The sequence below is a fragment of the Aeromonas aquatilis genome (genome assembly GCF_054052405.1).
Genome location: NZ_JBSTYP010000013.1, coordinates 67,132 through 93,842, shown reverse-complemented (window position 1 = coordinate 93,842; position 26,711 = coordinate 67,132). Strand labels below are relative to the sequence as shown.

General features: G+C 58.6%; 26 protein-coding genes and 1 riboswitch. Of the genes, 15 read left to right on the top strand and 11 right to left on the bottom strand.

Annotation, left to right across the window (positions count from 1 at the left end; all coding sequences use genetic code 11):
• Window positions 1–39 precede the first annotated feature (39 nt).
• From ACW5W8_RS07135 to ACW5W8_RS07125, 3 genes are all read right to left on the bottom strand, one after another.
• Window positions 40–363, bottom strand: a complete 324-nt coding sequence (locus ACW5W8_RS07135; protein ID WP_498627073.1) for a hypothetical protein — start codon at window positions 361–363, stop codon at window positions 40–42.
• A gap of 267 nt (window positions 364–630) precedes the next feature.
• Window positions 631–2,637: a methyl-accepting chemotaxis protein gene (locus ACW5W8_RS07130; protein ID WP_498627072.1), complete on the bottom strand. Its 2,007-nt coding sequence runs from the start codon at window positions 2,635–2,637 to the stop codon at window positions 631–633.
• Between the two features lie 196 nt (window positions 2,638–2,833).
• Entirely contained in the window at window positions 2,834–4,129 is a 1,296-nt protein-coding gene (locus tag ACW5W8_RS07125; RefSeq protein WP_498627071.1) for an SLC5/6 family protein, read from the bottom strand.
• Window positions 4,130–4,380: 251 nt separating this feature from the next.
• Here ACW5W8_RS07125 and ACW5W8_RS07120 point away from each other — a divergent pair, with 251 nt between their 5' ends.
• The 4 genes from ACW5W8_RS07120 (at window position 4,381) to ACW5W8_RS07105 (ending at window position 7,537) form a co-directional block, all read left to right on the top strand.
• On the top strand, window positions 4,381–4,764 hold the full coding sequence (locus ACW5W8_RS07120; protein WP_005344164.1) for a Rid family detoxifying hydrolase: 384 nt from the start codon (window positions 4,381–4,383) through the stop codon (window positions 4,762–4,764).
• Between the two features lie 22 nt (window positions 4,765–4,786).
• A complete protein-coding gene (locus ACW5W8_RS07115; RefSeq protein ID WP_498627070.1) occupies window positions 4,787–6,076 on the top strand; it encodes an L-cysteine desulfidase family protein in 1,290 nt (429 codons plus the stop codon).
• A gap of 65 nt (window positions 6,077–6,141) precedes the next feature.
• The gene (locus tag ACW5W8_RS07110; RefSeq protein WP_005334376.1) at window positions 6,142–6,795 is read left to right on the top strand and encodes a helix-turn-helix transcriptional regulator; all 654 of its coding nucleotides are present in this window, start codon (window positions 6,142–6,144) and stop codon (window positions 6,793–6,795) included.
• 154 nt (window positions 6,796–6,949) lie between these two features.
• Window positions 6,950–7,537 (top strand): histidine phosphatase family protein, encoded by a 588-nt coding sequence (locus ACW5W8_RS07105; protein WP_498627068.1) that lies wholly within the window; start codon window positions 6,950–6,952, stop codon window positions 7,535–7,537.
• 52 nt (window positions 7,538–7,589) lie between these two features.
• On the opposite strand, the gene ACW5W8_RS07100 is transcribed toward ACW5W8_RS07105, so the two are convergent.
• Together ACW5W8_RS07100 and ACW5W8_RS07095 are read right to left on the bottom strand one after the other, a co-directional pair.
• A complete protein-coding gene (locus ACW5W8_RS07100) occupies window positions 7,590–8,339 on the bottom strand; it encodes a transporter substrate-binding domain-containing protein (RefSeq protein ID WP_498627067.1) in 750 nt (249 codons plus the stop codon).
• An 8-nt stretch (window positions 8,340–8,347) separates the two neighbouring features.
• Entirely contained in the window at window positions 8,348–9,241 is an 894-nt protein-coding gene (locus tag ACW5W8_RS07095) for a sugar ABC transporter substrate-binding protein (protein ID WP_498627065.1), read from the bottom strand.
• Between the two features lie 344 nt (window positions 9,242–9,585).
• On the opposite strand from ACW5W8_RS07095, the gene fabV reads away from it, so the two are divergent.
• The gene (fabV, locus tag ACW5W8_RS07090) at window positions 9,586–10,779 is read left to right on the top strand and encodes an enoyl-ACP reductase FabV (protein ID WP_498627063.1); all 1,194 of its coding nucleotides are present in this window, start codon (window positions 9,586–9,588) and stop codon (window positions 10,777–10,779) included.
• A gap of 160 nt (window positions 10,780–10,939) precedes the next feature.
• The gene (locus ACW5W8_RS07085) at window positions 10,940–12,415 is read left to right on the top strand and encodes a YfcC family protein (protein WP_498627062.1); all 1,476 of its coding nucleotides are present in this window, start codon (window positions 10,940–10,942) and stop codon (window positions 12,413–12,415) included.
• Window positions 12,416–12,480: 65 nt separating this feature from the next.
• On the opposite strand, the gene ACW5W8_RS07080 is transcribed toward ACW5W8_RS07085, so the two are convergent.
• On the bottom strand, window positions 12,481–13,695 hold the full coding sequence (locus tag ACW5W8_RS07080; RefSeq protein ID WP_005334367.1) for a pyridoxal phosphate-dependent aminotransferase: 1,215 nt from the start codon (window positions 13,693–13,695) through the stop codon (window positions 12,481–12,483).
• Between the two features lie 381 nt (window positions 13,696–14,076).
• Here ACW5W8_RS07080 and ACW5W8_RS07075 point away from each other — a divergent pair, with 381 nt between their 5' ends.
• Entirely contained in the window at window positions 14,077–14,289 is a 213-nt protein-coding gene (locus ACW5W8_RS07075) for a DUF1653 domain-containing protein (RefSeq protein ID WP_113739154.1), read from the top strand.
• Window positions 14,290–14,418: 129 nt separating this feature from the next.
• Here ACW5W8_RS07075 and ACW5W8_RS07070 read toward each other — a convergent pair whose 3' ends face one another.
• Window positions 14,419–15,168, bottom strand: a complete 750-nt coding sequence (locus ACW5W8_RS07070) for a lytic transglycosylase domain-containing protein (protein ID WP_498627060.1) — start codon at window positions 15,166–15,168, stop codon at window positions 14,419–14,421.
• A gap of 328 nt (window positions 15,169–15,496) precedes the next feature.
• Between ACW5W8_RS07070 and ACW5W8_RS07065 the strand changes: the two genes are divergently transcribed.
• Window positions 15,497–15,937, top strand: coding sequence for a GNAT family N-acetyltransferase (locus ACW5W8_RS07065; RefSeq protein WP_498627083.1), 441 nt, complete (start codon window positions 15,497–15,499; stop codon window positions 15,935–15,937).
• A 5-nt stretch (window positions 15,938–15,942) separates the two neighbouring features.
• Here the strand turns inward: ACW5W8_RS07065 and ACW5W8_RS07060 are convergent, their stop codons facing one another.
• Window positions 15,943–16,485 (bottom strand): YceB family lipoprotein, encoded by a 543-nt coding sequence (locus ACW5W8_RS07060; RefSeq protein ID WP_040065150.1) that lies wholly within the window; start codon window positions 16,483–16,485, stop codon window positions 15,943–15,945.
• 97 nt (window positions 16,486–16,582) lie between these two features.
• Between ACW5W8_RS07060 and cls the strand changes: the two genes are divergently transcribed.
• Entirely contained in the window at window positions 16,583–18,064 is a 1,482-nt protein-coding gene (cls, locus tag ACW5W8_RS07055) for a cardiolipin synthase (protein WP_005361740.1), read from the top strand.
• 107 nt (window positions 18,065–18,171) lie between these two features.
• Window positions 18,172–19,434, top strand: coding sequence for a DUF945 family protein (locus ACW5W8_RS07050; protein ID WP_498627057.1), 1,263 nt, complete (start codon window positions 18,172–18,174; stop codon window positions 19,432–19,434).
• Window positions 19,435–19,513: 79 nt separating this feature from the next.
• On the opposite strand, the gene purU is transcribed toward ACW5W8_RS07050, so the two are convergent.
• A complete protein-coding gene (purU, locus tag ACW5W8_RS07045; protein WP_267518284.1) occupies window positions 19,514–20,350 on the bottom strand; it encodes a formyltetrahydrofolate deformylase in 837 nt (278 codons plus the stop codon).
• Between the two features lie 266 nt (window positions 20,351–20,616).
• Window positions 20,617–20,773: riboswitch (FMN riboswitch) on the top strand.
• 104 nt (window positions 20,774–20,877) lie between these two features.
• Between purU and ribB the strand changes: the two genes are divergently transcribed.
• Complete coding sequence (ribB, locus tag ACW5W8_RS07040; protein WP_498627055.1) at window positions 20,878–21,531, top strand: 3,4-dihydroxy-2-butanone-4-phosphate synthase; 654 nt, start codon at window positions 20,878–20,880, stop codon at window positions 21,529–21,531.
• A 225-nt stretch (window positions 21,532–21,756) separates the two neighbouring features.
• Entirely contained in the window at window positions 21,757–21,999 is a 243-nt protein-coding gene (locus ACW5W8_RS07035) for an Lpp/OprI family alanine-zipper lipoprotein (protein WP_005334342.1), read from the top strand.
• 156 nt (window positions 22,000–22,155) lie between these two features.
• Here the strand turns inward: ACW5W8_RS07035 and ACW5W8_RS07030 are convergent, their stop codons facing one another.
• Both ACW5W8_RS07030 and ACW5W8_RS07025 read right to left on the bottom strand, forming a co-directional pair.
• Window positions 22,156–23,004: a tetratricopeptide repeat protein gene (locus ACW5W8_RS07030; RefSeq protein WP_498627054.1), complete on the bottom strand. Its 849-nt coding sequence runs from the start codon at window positions 23,002–23,004 to the stop codon at window positions 22,156–22,158.
• Complete coding sequence (locus tag ACW5W8_RS07025; protein WP_498627081.1) at window positions 23,001–23,723, bottom strand: 4'-phosphopantetheinyl transferase family protein; 723 nt, start codon at window positions 23,721–23,723, stop codon at window positions 23,001–23,003. The genes ACW5W8_RS07030 and ACW5W8_RS07025 overlap by 4 nt, the downstream gene beginning before the upstream one ends.
• A gap of 275 nt (window positions 23,724–23,998) precedes the next feature.
• Between ACW5W8_RS07025 and ACW5W8_RS07020 the strand changes: the two genes are divergently transcribed.
• The 3 genes from ACW5W8_RS07020 (at window position 23,999) to ACW5W8_RS07010 (ending at window position 26,578) form a co-directional block, all read left to right on the top strand.
• Window positions 23,999–24,487, top strand: a complete 489-nt coding sequence (locus tag ACW5W8_RS07020; RefSeq protein ID WP_042057977.1) for a C40 family peptidase — start codon at window positions 23,999–24,001, stop codon at window positions 24,485–24,487.
• 148 nt (window positions 24,488–24,635) lie between these two features.
• A complete protein-coding gene (rlmF, locus tag ACW5W8_RS07015; protein WP_498627053.1) occupies window positions 24,636–25,607 on the top strand; it encodes a 23S rRNA (adenine(1618)-N(6))-methyltransferase RlmF in 972 nt (323 codons plus the stop codon).
• A 245-nt stretch (window positions 25,608–25,852) separates the two neighbouring features.
• Complete coding sequence (locus tag ACW5W8_RS07010; RefSeq protein WP_019445964.1) at window positions 25,853–26,578, top strand: MaoC family dehydratase; 726 nt, start codon at window positions 25,853–25,855, stop codon at window positions 26,576–26,578.
• The last annotated feature ends 133 nt before the right edge of the window (window positions 26,579–26,711 follow it).

Sequence of the window (26,711 nt, the reverse complement as noted above, 5' to 3'; positions counted from 1 at the left end):
GGCTGGGGTATCCATGATGGTAGACCTCAAGGTGATGGCCTACTTCAAGCTTAGCCTTTCAACACGTAATTGGGACATAGCCTTTTTATTGCCCAATAACCCCTTGCCAATCTCCAGCATGGCGACGGCCGCGGCGTAGCTGCTATCGGACTTACCTATCTCATCCGCCACATAGAGAAAATTGGATTGGTACTTCTCGACGGCCTCCCGTGGACTGGTCGCGTCAATAAAGTCCTCCTCCACCTCGAATCCTTGGGTCAGCAGTGCTGCCTTTTCACTCAGAAAAGTCGGGGATGCCATGTCGATAAAGGTGTATTGCTGCCGATTGGACGCCGGAATGGTAAAAAACTGGTATCTGGCCATGGGTAAATCCTCGCTTGAAGCGGGTGATAAATGACGTGACGCTGGGTTTAATCTGTGGCTCGCAGGCGGCTTGCTTGCTTCGACATCGCAGACAGTGCGTGCCGGGGATGCCGCATTTTGTTTTCGTTCGAGACTACTTTGTTGGTGTCTGCCCGGCAAGTGGGCCGCAGAGATTTTCTGGATGATCCACTCAACCGAGACGTTGTGGGCAGGCGCGAGATCGGGATAATGCCGGGCTCACGTTGAGCCCGGCTTGTCAGCGCTCTGTTACAGCACGAAGCTCTGTACCATGGCGCGCAGCTGTTCGGTGAGCTGGTGGATCTGGCGGGCGGCATCGCGGGCGGCGTTGGCCACTTGCAGCGCCTCGTCGCTGCCATCGGAGATGCGCACCACGTTGCGTTCGATCTCGTTGACCACGGCGCCCTGCTGCTCGATGGCGCTGGCGATGATGGCGTTGGTATCGACCATCCGATCCACCTTCTCGGTAATGGCGCCAAAGGCCTGCTTTGCCTCCTGCGCCAGGCCGACCCCCTCCTGTGCTTCATGGCTGGCCGCCGACATGGCGGTGACCGAGGCGCGGGCACCGGATTGCAGCTGTTCAATCATCTGCTGGATCTCGACGGTGGCCCCCTGGGTGCGGTTGGCAAGAGACCGCACCTCGTCGGCCACCACCGCAAAGCCGCGACCCTGCTCACCGGCCCGGGCCGCTTCGATGGCAGCGTTGAGGGCCAGCAGGTTGGTCTGTTCGGCGATGCCGCGGATCACGCTGATGACGCCGCCAATCTGGCTGCACTGCTGTTCCAGCTGGCCTATGGTGTCGGCGGTACGCAGCACCTCGCGGTTGATATGGTCGATTGCCTTGATGGTGCGCTCCACCACATCCTCGCCCTGACCGACCACGTTCTGCGCCTCCTGGGTCATGCGGGCGGCTTGCAGGGCGTTGCCCGCCATGTCTTGTGAGGTGGCGGCCAGCTCCTTGATGGCGGTGGCGACCTGATGGGTCTCCCCTTGCTGATCGGCAATGACCTCCTGCGAGCGGCAGGTGCGCGCTTCGATCTCGGTGGCACTCTCCACCACGGTGACGCCATTTTCCCGCACTCGCAGCATCAGGGTGCGCAGGGTCTCCAGGGTCACGTTGTAATCCCGGCTAATGGCGGCCAGTTCGTCCTGACCGACGATTTCGATATGCTGGCTGAGATCCTGGGCGTTGACCCGGGCGGCGATATCACGTACCCGCCCCACGGTGTCGCGCAGGGAGAGATAGGCGCCGATCATCAGGTAGAGGTAGAGCAGCAAGCTGACGGTCAGCGGCGCGGTGACCCACCAGAAGTGGCGCTGGTTGGCGGCCAGCCGCTGATGCAGGTCGGCCTCCAGCCGCTGGCGTACCTGGCCTGCCAGCGCGGTGATGGCCTCGTCCATCTTATCCCCCAGTGCCTGCACCTCCTTGGTGGAGAGCTGCACCAGCTGATCCTTCATCATCTTGTTTTCCATGGTCTCGACCCCCTGACGCACCAGCTGCATCAGGGCATCGGTCTGCTGACCCAGCTCGGTGCGGTAGGCCGGCTCGATCTGGTAGAGCAGAGTCAGATCGGCCTCCAGCTCCTGCAGGGTGGCGTTGATCAGGTCGAGGCGAAAGCGCAGGCCGCTGTACCCTTCCGCCTGAAACAGGCCGAAGTCGGCGATGGTGGCGGCGCGATCCCGCACCTGAGCCAGCAGGTCGCGCAGTTGCGGCAGCCGTTCGCTGGTGAGGATCACCATGTAGTAGGTGCCGAGCGCCGGATCCTGGATCAGGCTGCTACTGGCGGTAATGTGCTTGTAGAGGTGGCGTACCTCGGTCAGCAGCTTGTCGTGGCGCAAGTTGCTTTGCTCCACTTCCAGCTTGCCCGCTTCACTCTGCAGGGCGGCCCAGTCCTGCTGGATCACCTCAAAGGAGGGATTGTTCTGGCGGGTGTTGGCAAAGGCTTGCAGGCTCTGATCAACGGCTTGTGCGGCTGCCTTGACCTGATCATCACCGACCGGATCCACCTCATAGGCGTGACGGGTCACCAGATTGCGGTGGGTCAGCAGCGCCTGCTCGATGGCGGGCACGGGGGCGAGATTGACCACTCCCGCCAGCTCGCGGTTGGCCTGCGCGTTGTCATCCTGTAGCCGCCCCAGCAGATTGGTCATGCTGTAGGCAAGCGGCAGCAGCATCAGACAGGACCAGAGCAGAAACTTGTATTTGAAGGAGAGCTGGTTGCCCAGTCGGATGGCGGGGTTGAAAATCCATTTCATGTTAAGCCTCGATACCCGAAAAGACGGGTGCATGCGGTTATGTCTGAATATTACTCCTCGCCGCAGCACTTCGGTCAGGGAGAGGGGGAAGTTGTGATCCCCTTGGCTTTTTGTTCTGTGGCCATGGTAATAGCAATGAAAACGGGCCACCCGAAGGTGACCCGTGGTCGATAAGGGAATATCCGCTTGCAACCGATCAGTTGAACGCCAGGAAGGGTGAGACGCAGAGCAGCAGGCCGGTGACGATGATGATGTAGAGGGAAGTGCCCTTGTACTTGTGCAGCGCCGGTACCTGATAGACCAGATAGGCCGGGATGAGGCAACCCACCATGCCGAAGATGGGGCTGCAAATGGAGGTGAAGCTTAGCACCGGTGCGTTGAGCACGATGGCCCCCCAGGAGAGCATGACGGTGAACACCATGATCCCTTTGCCTACCAGGCCCTTGTTGATACGATTTTCCGGCATTACGCGGCGCAGCAGGTTCATCGCCAGACCCTGACAGGCTTCACGGAAACCGAGGTAAACGCCGAAGTAGGCGGTCATCACCGCGAAGATGTTGAGGGTCAGGCTCAGGAGCTTGAGGGTCTGGCCAGGCATGCCCTGGGCCACCATGGCCAGCGCGGAGATGTTCTCTTCAGAGGCTTGCACAGCCTGATCGTGGCCCATAGCCAGGGTGAAGGAGACCGCGTAGAAGAACACCACCACGAACAGGATGCCGAAGGCGATATTCATGGCGCGCATCGCCTTGAAGCGAGCCACTTCCAGCGACTTCTCCCGTGAGCGGTAGGAGATCACCATGGGGCTCAGGCTCTGGATAAAGAGGATGGAGGTGAGGGTAAAGGGGAGCATGATGATGGCATCCTTCATCCAGTCACCGGCAGCGGGCATGGCGGTGATGTTGGCCGCATCCCACTTGTCCACCATCATCAGGCCGAGTATGGCCACCACGCTGATCTTGGTCAGCACCATAAAGGTGGAGATCTTGAACAGCAGGTTTTCACCGCGGGAGGCCAGTGCCACCAGACCGCAGATCAGCACCAGACCGTAGAGCGGGTTTTCGGAGAGCAGGCCGTCGGTGACGCCGAAGCTCTGCAAGAAGGAGGCGCTGTCATTGGTGATGGCGGTGGAGTAGACGAACACCCAGATCACCAGCATCACGAAGTAGAGCGCGCCGAGCAGCACACCCCAGTTCTTGCCAAGGTAGCCGGTGATGACGCTGGGGTAATCCTTGCACTCCGGGGAAGTGGCCAGGGTGTTGATAAAGAGGCGCTGGAACATATACATGGCGGGGTAGCCGATCACCGCCGAGAGCAGAAAAACCCACAAGCCCATCAGACCCACCTGTACCGGCAGGAAGACGATCCCCGCACCGATGGCCATGCCGATGCTCATGATGATCCAGCCCCAGTCGGTGCTGTCGAAGCGAACCGCTTCTTTCCATTCCAGCGTGCCCATCACGGGGCTGGCGAGTGTAGTGCTATGCGCGTCCATTAAAACCTTCTTTTTTGTAGGGATGTGGGAAAACGGCGCAAATATAGTTGAATGAAACTGTCATAAACAATGCCCATAAGAGTACTTTTTTTCAAATCAGGATGGTGATCACGGTTTATATTGAGGCCGAAAGGTGCCTTTAAACGCCATTTTTGTATCTTTTTGTTGAATGGATAAAATAAAAAGCAAATAATGTTGAACTAAATGAGATTCATGATTGCAAAAAAAATTGCACAAACAGGAGTGGCTATATGAAACGCATCATCACAGCAGCAGCGGCACCTGACGCTATCGGTCCCTACAGCCACGGCACTGCCTATGGCGACCTTATCTTTACTTCCGGTCAGTTGCCGGTCTGCAAGCAGCAGGGTGGTGTGGTGGAAGGGGGGATTGCCGCCCAGACCCGCCAGTCACTGGAAAACCTGAAATCCGTGCTGGAAGCCGCTGGCGGCTCGCTGGATACCGTGCTCAAAACCACCTGCTACCTCGCCGAGATCAGCGATTTTGCCGCGTTCAACGAGGTCTATAAAGCCTATTTCCAGAAAGATTGTCCGGCGCGCAGCTGCTTCGCAGTGAAGGATCTGCCGATGGGCGTCAAGGTTGAAGTGGAAGCGATCGCCCATATCGCTCGTTAATGCTGATAAAAAGGTTCAAGTGATGAAACAAGCGTGGCAGCAGTATCTGCAGATTATTCAACAGGTTGTCAAACCAGCGCTGGGTTGTACCGAGCCAATCGCCGCCGCCTATGCCGCGGCTGTCGCCGTCCGGCAACTGGGCTGTGAGCCCGGTCGCCTCGAGGTTGCGGTGTCGGACAACCTCTATAAAAACTCGATGGGTGTTTATGTGCCGGGGACCGGCAAGATCGGTCTGGCCATTGCGGCTGCGGCCGGTGCCATCGGTGGCAACGCCGATGCCGGGCTGGAGGTGCTGGCCGCGATCCAGCCAGAACAGGTGGAGCGTGCCCAGCAACTGATCGATGCCGGCAAGGTGCAGGTGAGCCGCACCGCTGCCCCCGAGTTTATCTTCTGCCGCGTGACCGTTTATGGCACTGATGACAAGGGTGAAGAGCACAGCGCCGAAGTGACCCTCTGCGGCGGTCATACCCGCATCGTCGAGCAGCGCCGCGATGGCGAGGTGACCTTCACCGCTGATCAGAGCCAGGGCGGTGCCACCGGTTCAATCTGCGATGGGGTCGATATCAGCATCGCCGCCATCTACGAGTTCGCCACCCTGGTGGAGTTCGAGCAGATTAAGTTCATCCTCAAAGCCTCCGAGCTCAATGGCAAACTCTCTGCCGAGGGGATGAACAACCCCTATGGTCTCGAGATCGGGCGCACCATGCAGCAGAACATCGATGCTGGTCTTATCGGCGAGGATGTGATGAACCGCATCGTGATGATGACGGCGGCTGCCTCCGATGCTCGCATGGGGGGCGCGACCCTGCCAGCCATGAGCAACTTCGGCAGCGGCAACCAGGGCATCGCTGCCACCATTCCGGTGATGGTGATTGCCGAGCGCTTTGCGGCCAGCGAAGAGCAACTGGCTCGCGCCCTCATCATGAGCCATCTGGGCGCCATCTATATCAAGTCCCACTATCCGCCGCTGTCGGCCTTCTGTGGCAATACCGTGACCAGCGCGGCCGCCTCCATGGCCATGGTCTATCTGGCGGGCGGCAGCTTCGAGCAATCCTGCTTCGCCATCCAGAACGTGCTGAGCGACAGTGCCGGCATGGTGTGTGACGGGGCGAAAGCCTCCTGCGCCATGAAGGTGAGTACCTCCTCCGGTGCGGCGGTGCGCGGCTTCCTGATGGCCCTCAACAGCCACTCGGTGTCGGGGCAGGGGATCGTCGCAGGTGACGTGGACCAGACCATCCGCAATGTCGGCCAGATGGTGAAGGAGGGCATGTCTGCCACAGACAGCACCATTATTGATATCATGTCCGCCTGATGTCCCTGTCGGTTGCTGTACTGCCATCCCTCCGCGTGCAGCAACCCTTGCAAGAAGGTCCCATTGTGAAGCTGCAAGAGTTGAGTCCGAGCGATTTTGAGATCCTCAAGTCGATGGAGAACATAGTGGATGGGATCGCCGCCATGTATGGTCAGCACACCGAAGTGCTGCTCCACAGTCTGGATGCGCGCAATCCCTCGATCGTCAAGATTGCCAACGGCCATATCACCGGCCGCAGTGTCGGCGCTCCCATCACCAACCTGGCGATGATGAAGCTCAAGAGCGGGCAGGATATCTCCAGTCCCTACATGACCAAGTGCGCCACCGGCAAGACCCTGCGCTCCATCACGACCGTGATCCGCAACGGGGAGCACAGGGCTATCGGCTTGCTCTGCATCAACAGCGACATGGATGCCCCGTTGCAATCTGTGCTGCGCACCATGATGCCGGAGTGCATGCACCCCCACGAGAGCCATGCCACCCCGGAGGTGTTCGCCCGTAACATCGACGAAGCGCTCAACAGCACCATCGACACCGTCAGTGCCGAGGTGCGCGGCAACGAGGCGGTGCCTCCGTCCCAGAAGACACGGGTCATCGTCAACCAGCTGCACGATATGGGGATCTTCGAGTTAAAAGACAGTGCCCAGATTGCGGCGCGCCAGCTCGGGATCTCGGTCCACTCCATCTACCGTTATCTGCGGGAGATCAAGAAGGGCTGAGCCGACACACTCTGGCCAAATTGGCAGCAAACGGGTCAGCCTTGACCCGTGTTTTACGCCCGTTTTAGCCTCTCTGTGTGGGCCATCCTTCGGGCTCATCTGCTATCATCGTCCCCCTTCATTTTTCTATCTATCTGAACGTGCTGGAGAAACCATGTCCCGACTCATCTATCTGCTGCGCCACGGCCAGACCAGTTTCAATGCCGAGCAGCGTCTGCAGGGGCGTTGCAACTCCGATCTGACCGAGAAGGGAGAAGCGCAAGCTATTGCCATGGGGCGGCGCCTTGCTGGCGAACTGGCGGATCCCGCCCGCTGGACCGTCTATGCCAGCCCGCTCGGCCGTGCTCGCCAAACCGCGCTGCTGGTGTGCGAGCAGCTGGGGCTGGCGGCGGATCGCATCGTCTGGGACGATCGCTTGATGGAGTTAGGGATGGGGGAATGGGAGAGCAGCCAGATCCCGGCGCTGCGGCTTGCCCACCCCGAACTCGATACCGGCAAGGGGGACTGGTATCTGCAGGCACCGGGGGCCGAGAGCTTCGAGAGCATTCAGCGCCGGGCACACCAGTGGTTGCAGGATCCCACGCTCGCCGAGCGGGCCATCGTCATCTCCCACGGTCTGCTCGGCGCCATGCTGCGTGGCGTCTATGCCGATCTCGACTATGAGGCGACCTGGTCACAGGAGTTGCCGCAAGATGCCTTCTATAAGCTGCAGGATGGCCATATCACCCGTATTGACTGCTGACAGTCGCGGGCGGCGGTGAGCTTGCGGGGCATGGGGCTGGATGTGGTCGCGATCAGGGGATCCGGCTCCACTCTCGTCTGACTCCTTGATACACCGAGTTCAGGCCATATTGTTGCCAGATATCGGCCATCTGATCTCCGAAAACCCCCAGAGTAAGGGATGCGCGCAGATCTTTCAGGGTACCTGAGGAGAGTTGTGGGTTGCAGACCAGCCACCGTTCGACCCGGGCAAGGATCATCACTCGCTGGAGCCTGTTTTTATGTCTGGGGGAGGTGATCAGCTCGGGAAGCTCGTCGCTAATCAGCAGGTCGAAGCGTCCCGCCTGCAGCATGGCGATGCCCAGGCCAGCCTTGGGTAGCAGTTCGTATCGGATCGCTGCATTGTCGAGGATCTCTCTCAGCTCGGCCACATCGATGGCACCAATCCGATAGTTGCGTAACGCCTCGATATTGCTCAGCGGTTTCACTGTGCCTTGCCGTGCATAAACGGCCAGGGTGATCGGGGCAATGCGTGCTACATAGCGCAGGGTTTCGGCATTTTCGGCCGAGAAGTGGACACCGAGTCCGCAGCTGTTTGGCTCGGTGGCCACTATCTTGAGCAGGTGCCGCATGGGCTTGGCTTGCAAATTAATCTCTATCCCTTGCTGCTTGGCCAAGCGGGCAAAGACATCGACATAAGGGCCGCTCAGCTGTTCTCCGGTAACCTGAATGAAAGGGGGGTAGGCATCGGCATAGATGTTTAGCACTGGCCCGGCCGATGCAAGTTGGCACCACAATAGCAGCAATACCCACCACCCCTTCATCTAGCCTCCTAAGGATGTGTGACCAGCTCCACAGGGGTTTGCACTATGCCGGGCAGATCGGCTTGCGTTATTTTCTGCGCCAGCGCTTTCAGGGCGAGGTCGAGCGCATATTGTGCCTGCTTGCCCGGATACTGGTCAGCGGTTGCCACCACAGAGCCATCGCTGAGATAGGGGTGGATCCCCGGAATATTGTCATAGCCACCGATCAGCACCTTGCCCTTTAGACCCAGCTCGGTCAGAGCTTGAGCCGCACCGATAGCCATATTGTCGTTACCGCAGAGCAGCGCCTTGACGTCCGGGGTTGCCTTGAGGAGATCGATAGTGGCGTTCTTGCCCTGAGCTGTGTCCCAATAGCCGCTGCGCACGCCGGCGACAACCATGTCTGCTGCGCGCAGGGCGGCCCGGAATCCGTCACTGCGAGCCCGGCTGTTGATGGCACCGGGTGGGCCCTCGATCAGCCCGACTTTACTACCCGCGGGGAGTTTTTTGGCGACATATTCGCCGACACTGCGCGCACCGGAAAAGTTGCTGGGGCCGACGAAGGGGACATTGACGCCTTCCAGCACCAGCGCCCTGTCATCGAGCTTGTTGTCCATGTTGATAACCAGAATGCCGGCACGGATCGCCTCCATCAGAACGGGCAGCATGGCGACCGAATCGGTCGGTACCACCACCAGGGCATCCACTTTTTGGCCGATCATTTTGCGGATGATCGCCTCCTGACCTGTGACATCCACCTCCTGCTGGATGCCTTCTAGCTGTAGTGTCAGTGTGTCAGGGTGGGCCGCAGCATAGGTCTCAGCCCCTTTCGCCATCTCGATGAAAAACTCGTTGCGGACCGATTTCAGTACCATGCCGACAGTCGGTTTGGCTGATACCTCACTGGCTGCAAACAGTGCCACAGCCGCCCACAACAAGCATCTTTGCCAACATCTGGTCATGTTACCTCCGCCCTGTCGGGCCAATCATCCAGCGCCACGATGTTGTCCAAGTATATGCCAGCCATTGAGCGGGCAAGCTGCTTCTGGCACAGGCCCGAATGCGCTATGGGGCAACCAAAGTCAGGTGAGGCTGTCGTATTGCTACCATGGAGCACATCTGGCGTAAGCGAGGAGGCTGCTTCTCTTTCAGTTCTGTCGTGGGCTTGTGGATTTTTGCTGCCGTTCAACACATCAGAGCACCTTATCGCGGCAAGATGAGGTATCTTATGCCCCGATTTCATCCATTAAACGGATCCGAGACCCATATGATTATCAAACCCAAGGTTCGCGGCTTTATCTGCACCACCACTCACCCGGTTGGCTGTGAAGCCAATGTTCGTCGCCAGATTGCTTACACCAAAGCCAAGGGTACCATCGAGAATGGTCCCAAGAAGGTACTGGTGATCGGCGCTTCCACCGGTTATGGTCTGGCCTCCCGCATTGCTGCCGCCTTTGGCTCTGGCGCCGCCACCCTCGGCGTCTTCTTTGAAAAAGCGGGCACCGAGTCCAAGACCGGTACCGCCGGCTGGTACAACTCCGCCGCCTTCGACAAGGCTGCCAAAGAGGCAGGCCTCTACGCCAAGAGCGTCAACGGCGATGCCTTCTCCAACGAGTGCCGCGCCAAGGTGATCGAGCTCATCAAGCAGGATCTGGGTCAGATTGATCTGGTGGTCTACTCCCTGGCCTCTCCGGTGCGCAAGATGCCGGAAACCGGCGAAGTGGTGCGCTCTGCCCTCAAACCGATCGGTGAGGTCTACACCACCACCGCCATCGACACCAACAAGGACCAGATCATCACCGCCACCGTCGAGCCGGCTAACGAGGAAGAGATCCAGAACACCATCACCGTCATGGGCGGTCAGGATTGGGAGCTGTGGATGGCGGCCCTGCGTGATGCAGGCGTGCTGGCTGACGGCGCCAAGTCCGTGGCCTACTCCTACATCGGTACCGATCTCACCTGGCCAATCTACTGGCATGGCACTCTGGGCCGCGCCAAGGAAGACCTGGATCGCGCCGCCACCGCCATCCGTGGCGATCTGGCTGCCAAGGGCGGCACCGCTCACGTGGCCGTGCTGAAATCCGTGGTGACCCAGGCTTCCAGCGCTATTCCGGTGATGCCGCTCTATATCTCCATGGCTTTCAAGATCATGAAGGAGAAGGGCATTCACGAGGGGTGCATGGAGCAGGTGGATCGCATGATGCGTACCCGTCTCTACGCGTCCGACATGGCGCTGGACGAGCAGGCTCGCATCCGCATGGATGACTGGGAACTGCGTGAAGATGTACAGCAGACCTGCCGTGACCTGTGGCCATCCATCACCAGCGAGAATCTTTCCGAATTGACCGATTACACTGGCTACAAGCAGGAGTTCCTGCGCCTGTTCGGTTTCGGTCTGGACGATGTCGATTACGATGCGGATGTGAATCCGGACGTGAAATTCGACGTGGTCGAACTCTGAGTCTGACTCAAGTGAAAACAGGGCCCCGCGGGGCCCTGTTTTTTGGCAAAAATCCCGCCAGGTTGCGAAATTTTATTATCCGCGCTCACCTTTCCCCATATCAAACCCGCTAGTCTTGCGCTGATCGGATCACAGACGGCATTGCCGAGGAACGGAAGCTATGACCACGCCAAATGAAGCGCCCAAAAAACGCCAACTCCCCACAGTCTATACCCTGCTTTTCATCATCATCGCCCTGATGGCGGCCCTCACCTGGGTACTGCCGGCGGGCAAATACAACTACGTGACGGCCAAGACCCAGCAGCCGATTGCGGCGGCGGCCGTGGCCGACTACAGCGGCGACGAGCGGCTATTGCCGGTGCCGGGCAGCTACACCGAGCTCCCCTCCCAACCGCAGGGGGTATTCGATGTGCTCAAGGCGCCTATCCAGGGCTTTCACAAGGCGGCCGACGTGGCGCTGTTCGTGCTCATCATCGGTGGCTTTCTCGCGGTGACCATGCAGAGCGGGGCACTGGATGCCGGGGTGGGCGCCATTGTGCGCGGCTTTGCCGGGCGCGAGCGGCTGCTAATTCCTGTGTTGATCGCCCTGTTTGCCCTGGGCGGCTCCACCTTCGGCATGGCGGAGGAGACGGTAGCCTTCTGGGCACTGATCGTGCCGGTGATGATGGCGGCGGGCTTCGATCGCATGGTGGCGGCGGGGATTATCCTGCTTGGCTCCGGGGTCGGGGTGCTCGCCTCCACCGTCAACCCGTTTGCCACCGGCATCGCCTCCGGTTTTGCCGGCATTCCCATCGGTGAGGGGATTGGCCTGCGGGTCATCCAGTGGCTGCTGCTGGTGATCTTCGCCTCCTGGTTTGTGATGCGCTACGCCAAACAGGTGCAGCAGGACAAGTCCCGCTCCGTGCTGGCCGACATCGTCTATGACGACGAGTTCTCCCTGATGAAGAGCGGCAACCTCGCCTTCACCGGCAAGCAGAAGCTCACCATGCTGGTATTCTTTGGCACCTTCCTGCGGATGATCTATGCGGTGGTGCCCTGGTCGGATTTGGGGATTGATGTGTTGCCCACCTTTGGCTGGTGGTTTGACGAGCTATCCACCCTGTTCTTTAGCGCCTCCATCCTGATCGCGCTGATCAACCGGATGCCGGAGTCCAACTATGTGGCGACTTTCCTGAGCGGCGCTCGGGATCTCATCGGGGTGGCGCTGGTGGTGGCGGTGGCGCGTGGCATCTATGTGGTGATGGAGCATGGCGTCATCATCGACACCATCTTGCACTGGGCCGAGGGGCTGGTGAGCGGGCTCTCCTCGTCGGTCTTCATCCTGATGGCCTATCTGGTGCACATCATCCTGAGCTTCTTTATCCCGTCTACCTCGGGGCTGGCGACTGTCTCCATGCCGCTGGTGGGGCCGCTGGCTGACTTCTCCGGCATCTCCCGGGATCTGGTGATCACCGCCTATCAGTCCGCTTCCGGCTGGATCAACCTGTTTGCCCCCACCGCCGCCCATCTGGTGGCGGGGCTGGCGCTCGCCAAGATCCCCTACGATCGCTTTGTGCGCTGGGTGCTGCCCTTCATCATCGGGGTGGCTCTCATCACCATGATGGTACTGGTGGCTGGCGCCCTGCTGCACGGCTGATGGTGCGGATAGAAAACGACAGATAACAAAAAGGCTCCCGCGGGAGCCTTTTTCATGAGCCTTGCTTACTGCTTGTAGCCCTTGAGGAAGCGGGCGAGGCGGCCGATGGCATCCTCCAGCTCCTCTTCGCGGGGCAGGAACACCAGCCGGAAGTGATCCGGCGCCGGCCAGTTGAAACCGGTGCCTTGCACCAGCAGCAGCTTCTCCTGCTGCAGCAGGTCGAACACCATCTTCTGATCGTCGCGAATGTCATACACCTTGGGGTCAAGGCGGGGGAACATGTAGAGCGCCCCCTTGGGTTTGACGCAGGAGACACCGGGGATCTCGTTCAAGAGCTCCCATGCCTTGTCCCGCTGCTTGCGCAGGCGACCGCCCGGCAGGATCAGCTCGTTGATGCTCTGGTAGCCGCCAAGTGCAGTCTGGATGGCGTGCTGCATCGGCACGTTGGCGCACAGCCGCATGGAGGCCAGCATCTCCAGCCCTTCAATGTAACCGCGGGCACGGCCTTTGGGGCCGGTGATGACCATCCAGCCCTGACGGAAGCCGCAGGCGCGGTATGCCTTGGAGAGGCCGTTGAAGGTCACCACCATCACATCGTCACACAGGGTGCAGACGCTGGTGTGGGAGATGTCGTCGTAGAGGATCTTGTCGTAGATCTCGTCGGCGAAGATGATGAGGTTGTGCTGGCGGGCGATCTCGATCACTTCCAGCAGGAACTCGCTGCCGTAGACGGCGCCGGTCGGGTTGTTGGGGTTGATCAGCACCAGGCCGCGGGTGCGCGGGGTAATGCGGGCGCGGATGTCGTCGAGATCGGGATACCAGTCAGCCCCTTCATCGCAGCGATAGTGCACCGCATGGCCACCGGAGAGGGTGACGGCAGCGGTCCAGAGCGGGTAGTCGGGGGAGGGTACCAGCATCTCGTCGCCATTGTTGAGCAACGCCTGCATGGCCATCACGATCAGCTCGCTGGCGCCATTGCCGATGTAGATGTCATCGATATCGACCTTGCGCATCCCTTTTTGCTGGTAGTACTGCATCACCGCTTTACGGGCAGAGAACAGTCCCTTGGAGTCGCAGTAGCCCTGGCTCAGCGGCATGTTGAGGATGACATCCTTGATGATCTCTTCCGGCGCATCAAAGCCGAACGGGGCCGGGTTGCCGATGTTGAGCTTGAGAATGCGGTGGCCTTCGTCTTCGAGACGGCGAGCCTCTTTATGCACCGGGCCGCGGATGTCATAGCAGACATCGTCGAGCTTGTGCGACTTGTCGATTGTGAACATGGTGACAGTGATTCCTTCCCCACAGGGACGCGTTGGCGAAAAAGGCGATTTTTAGTATCAAATTTCTTTTCCCCTATTCTTCACAGAATTGAATGCTAGAACAATCCTCTTTTTAGAAGAATTCCCTGATTTTTAGCCCTAAAACAGGGTTGCTAGAACGTTAAATTCAGCACGATCTTTGGTGCTAACCAAGGTTAACTAGTGAAACATGGGGAACGAATTAACAAAGCGGCCTGACTGTGTTGCAATATCCGGATCCTGTGGCACGATTGGCTTGTGTAAAAAATCGTCTTCGTCCCCCTTTTTGATGAGTTGAATGGCACCCATGGTGTCATCTTTATATGGTTCGCTCATCGGTGTTCACTTCTACGAGGTTTTCCCATGCAAGCACCCGTTCCAGGCCGCTATCGTCACTTCAAGGGGGGTTACTATCAAGTGCTTGCCTTGGCTCTGCATACCGAAACCCAGGAGCAGTTGGTAGTTTATCAATCCGAACAGGATGGTCAGGTTTATGCCCGTCCCGTCGCCATGTTCATGGAGTGGATTGAGCATCAGGGGCAGGTTGTCAGCCGTTTTGCCCCGGCAGGAGACTGACCACGCCTCGGTTTTTTATCGCTCAACCGATGAGCCGCCGGGCTAAACAGTGTCGAATGACGTTGTATGCCCCCATTTTTCATGGGGCATGTTTTTTATTGCTGGAGGGGGCATTCACTGCGCCGAGCGTCAGAGCCCTTTGGCCTGCAGCATCTCTTTGTAGCGCAGGTGGAGGAGCTGGACACGCTCCACATAGGCACGGGTTTCCGCATAGGGCGGGATACCGCCATGTTTTTGTACGGCGCCCGCGCCGGCGTTGTAGGCCGCGGTCGCCAGCGCCACGTTGCCGTCATACTGCTTGAGCAGTCCCGCCAGGTATTTCACCCCGCCGAAGATATTCTGCTCAGCCAGCAAGGCATTGCCGACCCCCAGCTCCCGCGCTGTGGCGGGCATCAGCTGGGTCAGCCCCATCGCCCCCTTGCGGGAGACCGCAAGCGGATTGAAAGCGGATTCCGCATGGATCAGCGCCCGGATCAGCGCAGGTTCAACCTGATAGGTTTTGGCGGCAGCCTTGATAGTGCTGGCATAGTCATAGAGAAACAGCCCTGTGGTCTGCCAGTTGACGCTGGATTTGGGGTCGCAGGCGAAGCAGTCGTTGAACAGCAGCAGCTCGTAATGGCCCTGTTCGGGCGCCATGTCGGAGTAGCGAACCACCCCGTTTTGTTGCACCGATTTATAGACCTGGATCTGCTTCTTGCTGTTGGTGGCGACTGCCGCTGTTTGAGCGGTGTCGGGTTGTGAGGCGGGAGTGGCATCTTTGCTCGGACGCAAGGGGGAGGGAGCTGCGGTCAGGAAGATCACCTCCGCGGGGGGGGGAGTCTGGCTCCATCCGCTCAGGGGGATCAACAACATATGGCCTGCCAGCATCCATGCTTTCAACCCTAATACTCCTTCTTGTGATGACCATGTTGAGTAAAGCATCATGACGAGGGCAGAACAAGCGGCCAACAGGGGGCAAATGATCCGATTCGGTGACCGGGATCAAAGTATCCGCCGCAATAAAGGATTGTCATCATAAAGCACGGTTTTGGCCGTCAGGCGGTGGGTAATGGCCTCTTCCACCGGGTAAGCAAGCTGCCCACGACGTCCGCTTTTTTGTTGACGAAAGGCATGCTATCGTGCTGGCGTCATGTGGTCGGATTAGCGCACCGTATCTGGCACTAATAACTGATTATCAAAGGATTTGTCTGTGACAAGCAAGCTGGCGATGGAACTCACTTTCGAAGAGTACTGCGACGCCGACCTCTCCCTTATCAGGGACTATTACGAGACGACGTTTTCCCACTATGTGCCGGATCTGGCCGAGCGGATCTTTGTCGTGCGTGATGCTCACTGGCTGGTGGGGGCGGTACGGTTGCGGGACGAGGAGGAGTTTTACCATCTGTGCGGCTTTTGCTTGTTGCCTCACTACCAGTCGCTGGGATTGGGGTCTCGGCTGTTGCAGCACGCCTGTCACGGTCTGTTGGACAAACCAGTGGTCTGTCAGGCGCTGCCCTTCGAGAAGCCTTTCTATCTCAAGGCCGGGTTTGCCGATATGCCCCTCAATCAATTGAGCGGGTCGCTTTTCTCCCTCTACGAGCGGCAGCAGCAGCTGGGTTATCAGGTGGAGCTGCTGGTACGGGATACCACCCAGCCCCTCCTGAATTGAGCGGTTTAACGGGGTTTGGTCAGCAGGTGGATCTTGCCCGGTGACAGCTCCAGTCCCAGCAGATTTTCCTTCAGCCAGGCCTGATCCGGATCCTTGTCATTGAGTTTGTAGACCGGTTTGGTCTCGAGCCGCTTCTCCATGCTCTGCAGCAGCATGTTAAGCATCAGCCCGAACTTCTTCTCGGCCGCCTCCGGCTCCAGCTTGTACTCCACCAGCTTCATGTTATCGAGAAACAGCGCGCTCTGGCTCTTGTCATAGCGGGGTCTCGCCTCATAGGTCATCTGCAGGCGGGCGTCATATTCGGTATTGTCTGGCAGGGCGATTTTGAGCTTGCCCTTGCCATAGACCCGGGCGGTATCGGGGCGTTGGCGACCGATCTGGACATCGCTCTGCTCCAGCTGCACATGGGCCTTGATGATGCCCGGCAGCTCCAGCTGTTTGTCGACTTGCACCTGAGATTGCAGGTACTGGTTTATCTGTTGCTCATTGATGTCATATGAGCCTTGGCCTAGCATGGCTAGGCTGAGCAGCATAGATTGCAGGATCATGCGTGCGACCTGATAGAATGGATGTGCCCTACAGCATACCATCCCGGCCGGTTGGGGTCTGCCCACCGCACTGTTTGTCGATGAGAAGGAGTCCCCGTTGTTTAACGGTCTGGAACACGATCTTCAACTGCTGTTTTCCCGTTTTCTGGGTTGGCTGCTACTGCTTTTTCATACCGTGATTGTCACCGGTGTGTCGTTTCGGGTGGTGATGAAACGCCGTCCCATCGGGGTGTCGCTGGCCTGGCTGGCGCTGATCTATGCCATTCCGTTTGCCGGGGTGGGCTTCTATGTGCTGTTTGGTGAAATAAAGCTGGGGCGCCGTCGTGCCGAGCGCGCCCAGGCCATGTATCGCCCTTATGCCATCTGGATCCGCCAACTGGCCCGTCTGTTCCCGCAGCACTGCTGCGAAGTGGGCGCCAAGGCACAGCCGTTGCACGATCTGATCCAGGGACGGCTCGCCATGCCGATGCTCTCCGGCAACCGCATGACCTTGCTCAACAAGCCGGACTGGATCTTGCGCGAGATTGCCCAGGATATCCGTCGCTCGACGCTCTCCTGCTATCTGGAGTTCTATATCTGGCATCCGGGCGGCGATGCCGACGAAGTGTGCGAGGCGCTGATTGAAGTGGCGCAACGCGGCGTGGATTGTCGCTTGCTGCTCGATTCGGTGGGCAGTAAACAGTTCTTCCGCTCCCACTGGCCGAAAAAGCTGCGCAAGGCGGGGGTCAAGCTGGTGGAGGTGCTGCCGGTCGGCGCCTGGCGCATTCTGTTCCAGCGTCAGGATCTGCGGATGCACCGCAAGCTGGTGGTGATCGATGACAGGGTGGGTTACACCGGATCCATGAACATGGTGGATCCCCGTTTCTTCAAGCAGGATGCCGGTGTCGGCCAGTGGGTCGACATCATGATCCGGGTGCAGGGGCCCATGGTGCCGCTGATGTGGTCGATCTTCGTCTGGGACTGGGAGATGGAGACCGGCGAGCGGCTGCTCGACAGTCTGCAGCATGAGCCGGAGGCCTGGCCCCAGACCAACTACCGCGCCCAGCTGATCCCGTCCGGCCCCTTTGTCGGCGGCGACTGCATCCAGCAGAGTCTGCTGCTGGCCATCTATCAGGCACGCAGTCATCTGGTGCTGACGACCCCTTACTTTGTGCCCGACGATCCGCTGGCGGCCGCACTCAGTTCGGCAGCGGCGCGCGGGGTGCAGGTGCAGCTGGTGTTGCCGGCACGTAACGACTCCATCATGGCCAATTACGCCTGCAACGCCTTTATGGAGGAGCTGCTGGCGGCCGGGGTGGAGATCTACCGCTACGATGCCGGTCTGCTCCATACCAAGAGCGTGCTGGTGGATGATGACTTCGCGCTGGTGGGGACGGTCAATCTGGATCGGCGCAGCCTCTGGCTCAACTTCGAGGTTACCCTGCTGGTGGATAACCCCTCGTTCGTGGCCCAGATGACCCGGCTGGTGCAGGGCTATATGGCGGAAGCCACCCCGATGACCCTGGCCCAATGGCAGGCCCGCCCCTGGTACAAGAAGGCGATGGAGAACATCTTCTATCTCTTCAGCCCCTTGCTGTGATGTTGTGGCGAGCCGCAAGAAAGTGGACTCGCCATCTGATTGGACTTGCCTCGCCCCGAGTCCGCCCCGTAGAGTGCAGTGACAACTCCCTGGAGACACATGGATATATGAAAAAGATAGTGGCCCTCGCCGTGGGTGCGGCACTGGTAGGTGGTGGTCTGGCTGCGTGCTGGTACACGGGCAACAGCTTCGACAACATCATGGCAGAGCAGATCGCCAAGGTGGAGAAAGAGAGTGGGCTCGACATGCAGTGGCAGCCGGGCAGCAGCAACCTCTTCACCCGTGACGGGATCCTGAAGGTTGTGGTGACTCCGGAGGAGCTGGCTGCCATCGACAGCGAGCTGGAGGGCAGTCAGCCCATCGAGTTGCAACTGGTGGTCAAGAGCCAGATCCTGCCGCTCTACATCAAGAGCCACTTCCTGCTCGATACCCATAATGGCACTCTGGCGCCGGTTTTCACCGCACTGGGCATGGAGCAGTGGGAACTCGGTCTGGAGTCGGTCACCAGTCTCTGGACCCAGGGTAACAGCAGCCGTTTCTGGGCCAAGGAATTCAAGATCAAACAGGGGCTGGACGAGTTCAGCTTCCTGCCCCTGAGCGGCGAGTTCCACGGCAATCTGGAGGGGAATGGCCACCTCACCATGACCTGGCAGGGGATGACGGTCCATGAAGAACAGAGCAAGATGGACTTGGTGCTGGCCGATCTGAAAGGGAGTGCCGACATTGCCGAGATCAGCGGTGTGCTCCTCTCGCCCCAGAGCGAGATGACCCTCTCGGCCCTCACGGTACAACTGCCTGACAGCGTCAAGGTCGCCCTGCAGGGGATGACGACCGAGACTCAGCTAACCGGTGATGATGCCCAGACCCTCTCCAGCAGCTATCAGATGAAAATTGCCAAGCTGGATCTGGAGAACGAGACCGACACCCTGGCGGTGACCGACAGCAAGTTGGCGCTCAACCTCAACGGTCTGGATCTGGAAGGGTATCAGGGGCTGCAGGCCGCCGGTGGCAAGGGGGTTGAAGATGCCGCCATCCAGCAGGCGCTGGACAAGATGCTCAAACGTGGCGCGACCCTTGAACTGGCCGATCTCAGTGCCAAGCTCAACGGTGAGGCGGTGACCATGAAGGGGGACGTGAAGCTGGCCTCCACCTCGCTGGAGCAGCTGTTCAACAGCGACGCGGGGATGCAGGCCCTCAGCGGCGTGCTGCATGCCAGCCTCAGCGACAAGCTGGGCAAGGCGGTGCCGCAGCTGGCCCCCATGCTCGATCAGCTGACCCTGATGGGTTATCTGAAGGCCGACAAGCAAGCGCTGACCTCCGAGCTGAAGCTGGAGAAGGGGGCGGTGACGGTAAACGATCTGCCGCTCTGACACTCGGTGCAGAAACAACAACGGCTCCCGCGGGAGCCGTTGTTGTTTCTGGCGTTTGTATACGAGCCATGTGAGCGGATTACTTGAAGACCACCGTCTTGTTGCCGTAGACGAACACCCGCTCGTTCAGTACCAGCTCCAGCGCGCGGCTCAGCACCGATTTCTCCACATCCCGACCCGCCTTGGCCATGTCGTCCGCACTGAAGGCGTGACCGACGTGGATCACGTCCTGTTCGACGATGGGGCCTTCATCCAGATCGTCGGTCACGAAGTGGGCGGTGGCGCCGATCAGCTTGACGCCGCGATCAAACGCCTGCCGGTAGGGGCGGGCACCGATGAAGGCGGGCAGGAAGGAGTGGTGGATATTGAGGATCTTGCGCGGGTAGGCCTCGACGAAGCTCGGGGTCAGCACCCGCATGTACTTGGCCAGGATCACATAGTCAGGCTCATAGCTGTCGATGATGGCGCGAACCTGCTCCTCATGCTCGGTACGGCTCAGTTCGTCGTGGCTGACGGTGTGGAACGGGATATCGAACTTGCCGGTGAGCTCGGCCAGGGTGTCGTAGTTGCCGATCACCGCGACGATATCCATATCCAGCGCGCCCGCGTAGTTCTTCATCAGAATATCGCCGAGGCAGTGGGTCTCTTTGGTCACCAGAATGACGATGCGCTTCTTGCCCGCCTTGACCAGACGACGCTGGGCGCCGGTGGGCAGGGCATCATCGAGATCGGCCAGCAGAGTCTCGTCGTTGAAGCGCCCCTCCAGCTCGGTACGCATAAAGAAGCGGCCATTCTCGTGATCCACAAACTCATCGTTCTTGATGATGTTGAGCTGGTGCTTGTAGCAGATGTTGGTGATCTTGGCGATGAGCCCTTTGGCATCCGGGCAATCCGTGAGCAGTATTTTCTTTTCCATCTCTGTCATTTTCCGTTTGTTGTGTTGGCGCTGCAGTCTGCGCCGGCAGCGTTGTTCAGGCTCTCTTTTCGGGCCCTGTTTTTTTGTTTCGGGCACTGTTTTTGGTTTCAGGCACTATGCCATAAACCGATCCGCGCCATAAAGAAATTCGCCAGTCATGGCCTCTCGTGCTGCAGAGCTCGATCCCGGGCGCAATGTTGAAACGCTTTTCAGCCTGCGGGGGATTTTGGCTGGTATCTGCAACCGTTTTTCTTTAGGCTGTCTGCGCTTATTCTCAGGGCGGGGTGCAATTCCCCACCGGCGGTATCCCGATTGACTCGGGGAGCCCGCGAGCGCCCGACTTGGCTGATTGCCGGGTCGGGGTCAGCAGATCCGGTGAGATGCCGGAGCCGACGGTCATAGTCCGGATGAAAGAGGATAAGACAGACCTTGCCGAGTTGGCCCTTGTGGGCTGGCCGCTGCATGCCCATCTCTGTCTGCCTTTCCATGCCCTGATTCTGGTCCTTGTCTTGTTTAGGAGTTTTACCATGAATCAGTCTCTACTCAGTGAATTCGGTGATCCCGTTGCCCGTGTCGAAGCGGCCCTGTCTGCCTTGCGTGCCGGAGGCGGCGTGCTGGTGGCCGACGATGAAGATCGGGAGAACGAGGGCGACCTCATTTTCGCCGCCGAATCCATGACCAATGCACAGATGGCGCTGATGATCCGCGAGTGCTCCGGCATCGTCTGTCTCTGCCTGCCCGATGAGCGGGTTCGCCAGCTCGAACTGCCGATGATGGTGGAGGCCAACTCCAGCCACTACCAGACCGCCTTTACTGTGACCATCGAAGCGGCGCAGGGAGTCACGACCGGTGTCTCGGCGGCGGATCGCATCACCACCATCCGTGCAGCCATCGCAGACGGCGCCAAACCAGGTGATCTGCATCGCCCGGGTCATGTTTTCCCGCTGCGGGCGCGAACCGGTGGGGTGCTTACCCGTCGTGGTCATACCGAAGCGACGGTCGATCTGATGCAGCTGGCTGGCCTCAAACCGTTTGGTGTGTTGTGTGAATTGACCAAAGAAGATGGCTCGATGGCGCGTCTGCCAGACCTGGTTGCGTTCGGTCGCAAGCACCAGATGCCGGTGCTGACCATCGAGGATCTGGTGCAATATCGTCAATTGTTGTCAGAACGTACAGCCTGAGCCTCATACGAAATTGTAATAAGGCAAAAATTTGGTTAACCTTTGTCCGTGCCCCCACCACACGGCACTCATTTTTTAGACGAATCTGGACAAAAACTGTTCATTCAAAAAAAAATGAGGGTTTTAATGCATTTATCTGTGGTGGGGACTATGCAAAGTAGGATTTTTTTGTGCCATAATCACGCCGCTTGCTAAACGTCTGGCGAGTTCAAGGGAGCTTTAAAAATGAAAAAATTGTTGTTGGTAGGTGTTGTTGGTCTGTCCGCTCTGCTGGGTGGTTGCGCAAACACTAGCGAACTGGAAACTTCCGTTCAGAATCTGTCTAACAAAGTTGACCAACTGGCTCAAGATGTTAGCGCAGTTCGTGCTGATCAGTCCAAAATCGCTGCTGATGTTGCCGAAGCCAAGCAAGAAGCTATGCGTGCTAACCAGCGCATCGACAACATGGCTACTTCTTACAAGAAGTAATCCATGCGAAAAAAATGGCGCAGTTATGCGCCATTTTTTTTTGCCTGAAATTCACCGTATTTCCACTATTCCCACAGCACCTTCTTCGTACTTGACCCATGAGGTCATGCCGGTCTCCCGGCACTCCCCCATCATTACCAGCCAGTTCGACTCTGATCAGTAAAGCAGACTGTAGAGTTTGCGACGGTAGCTCTGCGCCGCAGGTGTGCTGCCCATGGTCGCCAGAATGTCGAGATAGGTCTTTCTGGCATCGCCAAATGCCAAATCCCGCTTGAGGATCTCCAGCAGCAGTCCCAACGCCTCTTCCTGACGACCAGCCTGGTTGTATTGCACCGCCAGCTCCTGAGTCAGGGCAAAATCATCAGGCTGTTCTGCATGACGGGCTTCCAGCGCGCGCAGCTCCGGGCTGTCTGCCGCTTGCAGGGCCAGCGCCAGCCGTGAGCTCAGGGTATGGAAGTGACTATCTTGCGCCACCATCGGAATGGCGCCGAGGCGCTCCTGCGCTTCCTCCAGCAGATTGAGATCGAGCGCAGCCTGAATGAGCCACAGGCTGATGTCGTGGCGTTCATGAGCCAGCTGGTGTGCCTTGGTCAGATGGGCATAGGCGATGCTGGGCTGCTCGTCAGCCAGTGCCTGTTGCCCCTTGGCCAGCAACTCTTCCTCTTCTTTGGGGGCGAAGGCGGCGAAATACTGGCGCAGGGTGGCTTCATCCTGCGGCCCTTCGATGATCCCCTGTTCGTCAGGGCGACCCTGATGGAACAGCACCAGCGCCGGCAGGGCGCGCAGGCCGAGCTGGCTGGCCAGCGGTTGCAACTGGGGATCGTTCATATCCACCTTGGCCAGGGTGACCTGCTCATTGGCGGGCCCAACCAGTGATTCGATCAGCGGTGTCATCCCCTGACATTCCGGCATCTGCGGAGCATGGAAATAGATGACGACCGGCTTCTTCATGGACGCATCGATAAGTTCAGCGTGAAAATTCTGGGGAGTAATGTCGACGATCATGAGTTGGACTCTTCAGAAAGGGTGTTGAGTAACATGGGGTTAAGCGAGTGGCAATTCAAGCGCTCATCCAGCCGGTAAAAGGCCACGGGGGTTGCCGTCGCCGCGAGACTGAGCCAGCCGCTGGCAAAGGGCCAATCCTGTACCTGATAAGGGGTGTCATCGAGCCGGTTGTCGAGTCGCCACCCTTCCTCCGGGAGAAACCGCACCTTCTCGAGCCCGGCGGCGATGCCGCCACCGTGGGCTTTCAGTACCGCCTCCTTGCGCGACCAGAGTCGGTAGAAGGCGCTCTCCTGCTCTTGAGCAGGCAGTGCGCAGAGCCACTCATATTCACTCGGCGCATAGAAGCGGCGGGCTAGGGGAAGGGGATGATGTCGCCGTTTGCCCAGTTCGATATCCACCCCGAGCGGCCCCTGCGGGCAGAGCGCCAATACCAGCCAGTTGCCACTGTGGCTCAGATTGAAATGCCAAGCATCATCATGCAGTCGGGGCTTGCCGTGGGGGCCGTTGCAAAATTGCAGGCTGGCGGCAGGTTGTTGTAGCCGCTCTGCCAACAGCTGGCGCAGCAGGGCGCGACTCACCAGATATTCCTGACGTCGTTCAGGATGGGTCATGGTTTGCCAGATATGCTGCTCATCGGTTGACAGCCCTTCAGGCAATTGAACGAGCAGTTCCTGACATACCCTGGCCGGTTTTAACAAAAAAAGATCGGTTTCGATAATGATTTTTCACTTTAAAAAGGTGCTGAAACAGGGATAAAAGCCAGTTATCTATGAGACCCAAGGCCCTTTTTGCGATTGTATATTGTTTGGGCATGATCACATTAATTATGAAAAATCGTGCATTTACTTGCAAAAATGTGAGCTCGATAGGGATTTTCACTTGCCTCGATAGAATTCTTGGATATAGTCGGGTGCTGTTGCCTTATAAATTGCCCTTTGGGGCCGTATTTTAACAAGATTTATTATTTAGCGGGGATAAAGGATTGCGCCACCTGATGCTACTGCTGGTCGCGCTCGGAATGGTGGGTTGTGCCTCGGCACCCCAACCCGAGGTTGCGAGCAAGATCGAAGTTTCCATGGTTGAACCTGTAATCGAACCGGAAGCTTCCCAGACACCCGATGTGAATGAAATCCTGACTGTATATAAAGAGTGGCGTGGTGTTCCGTACCGGATGGGTGGCAGCAGCCAGCGCGGTATCGACTGTTCCGCCTTTGCCCGTGAAGTGTTCCGCAATGCCGTCGGTGTCGAATTACCCCGCGATACCCGCTCCCAAGTCCACGAAGGGACGCGCGTTTCCAAGCAGGATCTGGTCGAGGGTGACCTGGTCTTCTTCAAAATCAATCGTCGTCTCAACCACGTTGGTATCTATGTCGGCAATGGTGAATTCATCCACGCCTCGACTCGAGCTGGTGTGACGCGTTCCAAGCTGGACAGCCAATACTGGCGCAGCAAGTTCTGGCAAGCTCGCCGGATCGATATCTGAGTCAGGCTGGACAAACGGCTCGCAGTACGGACTGTTTTTCCAACCTCACTTGAACCGGGCTCGATAGCCCGGTTTTTTATTGCCGTCGTTTAGACTTTCCCGAGTCAAATCACTATAGTGTGGGCCCGTTTTCTTCGGCAGGCTCAGCATGAAACCCCGCATCCCATCAGCCGGTGGCCCCAAGTCGGGCGACCGTAAATCCGGACTTCACTCCCGTAATCGCCATCAGGCGGGTTACGACTTTGAGGCGCTCTGCCTGCGAACTCCCGAGTTGGCTGCCCACGTCTTTATCAATGACTACGGCACCCGCACCATCGATTTTGCCGATCCCGATGCAGTGAAGACCCTCAATCGCGCCCTGCTGGCCCATCACTACGGGATTGCCCACTGGGACTTGCCTGCCGGTTACCTCTGCCCGCCTATCCCGGGACGGGTGGACTACCTGCACTGGGCGGCCGACCTGTTGGCCGAGAGCGCAGGCCAGCTCCCTACCGGCAAGGGGGTGAGGGTGTTGGATATCGGGGTGGGGGCAAACTGCATCTATCCGCTGCTCGGCTGCCGCGAATATGGCTGGCGTTTTGTGGGATCGGATATCGATCCGGTCTCGGTCAAGGCGGCCACCCTTCTGGCCAAAAGCAACGGGCTGGGCAACCAGATTGAGTGCCGCCTGCAGGGTAACCCCAACCATGTGTTTCGCGGCATCATAGGGCCAAAGGAGCGCTTCGCCCTGACGCTATGCAATCCGCCGTTCCACGCGTCGCTGGAAGAGGCGAGCAAGGGGACGGAGCGCAAGCTGCGTAATCTGGGCAAGGAGGTGACAGGCGCCCCTGTGCTCAACTTCGGCGGCCAGAAGGCCGAGCTCTGGTGCGAAGGTGGCGAGGCGGCGTTTCTGGCCAACATGATTGCCCAGAGCAAGGAGTTTGCCACTCAGTGCCTCTGGTTCAGCGCGCTGGTGTCGAAAAAAGAGAACCTGCCGGGTGCGAAAAAGGCGTTGAGCCGGGTGGGTGCGCGTCAAGTAAGGGTGATCGACATGGCGCAGGGCAACAAGGTGAGCCGGATCCTTGCCTGGTCCTTTCTGGATGAAGAGGGATTGCGTAGCGGCTGGTCGAGCGCGCGCTGAGTCCCCACCACAAGGCCCGATGAGGGCCTTTTTTCATGATGAGCCCCGCGAATTTCCCCTGCTGGCGGCATCTTTGGCAATCGATTTCCTCATTGGCAGATCGTGCTGGTTTACATGGTGTAAGTAGTTACTTCCGCCTTGGTACAGGTGTACGCCGAGATTTTTTTGCACTTACAGCTGAAACTTTAATAAAATAGGACTGGTTAGACCTCTTTACAGGCATTGAATCACATAGGGATCGGTAGATGAAAGTTGTCGATTTTCTGAAGCGCAAGCGCGAAATTCTGGCGCAGCACCCCTTTGAGCTCAAGGATTGGCTCTCTCCGGCGATCCGCGACTACTGGCGTGAGTTTCAGCAAAAGGCACATCTTCATCCTTTGCTGGGACGTGTGCTGGACTTGCAAGCCGAGTCCCAGAGCGAGCAGCAACAGGATGCAGCAACCGTGGCACAAGTAGCCAACGGTCAGCCTGCCGTGGCTCAGGAACCCGCAGTTGAGCTGGGGGCCGAGGCGGCCGAGCTCTATGCCGCCCTGCAAGCCCGCATTGGTGAAGAGACCCACGTTGGCGAGTGGCTCCACGTCAGCCAGCAGATGATCGATCAGTTTGCTGCCGTGACCGGGGATCATCAGTGGATCCACACCGATCCGGAGCGCGCGGCCGCCGAGTCCCCCTTCAAGACCACCATCGCCCACGGCTTCCTGACCCTGGCGCTGCTGCCACAGTTGACCGGCTCGGTCGATGAGGCAACCCCCGAGTTCCCGACCGCCCGCATGGTGGTGAACTTCGGGCTGGATCAGGTACGTTTCCCGTACCCCATCAAGGTGGACAGCAACATCCGTGCCCGCACCAAGCTGGCCCGGGTCACCCCCATCAAGGGCGGACTGGAGTTGCTCAAAGAGATCAAGGTTGAGATCGAAGGGATCCGCCGCCCGGGTTGCGTCATCGAGTCGGTGACCCGCATCTACTTCTGAGCCCCCTCATCGGTATTAATGGTGAAACGGGCCCGCTGTCGTGTGCAACGAACAGCGGGCCTGTTTTTTTGCCTGTTTGTTTCAAGGGTTGAGGCGTCAGCCATCGCGCGCCGACCCCAGCTTGATATGACTC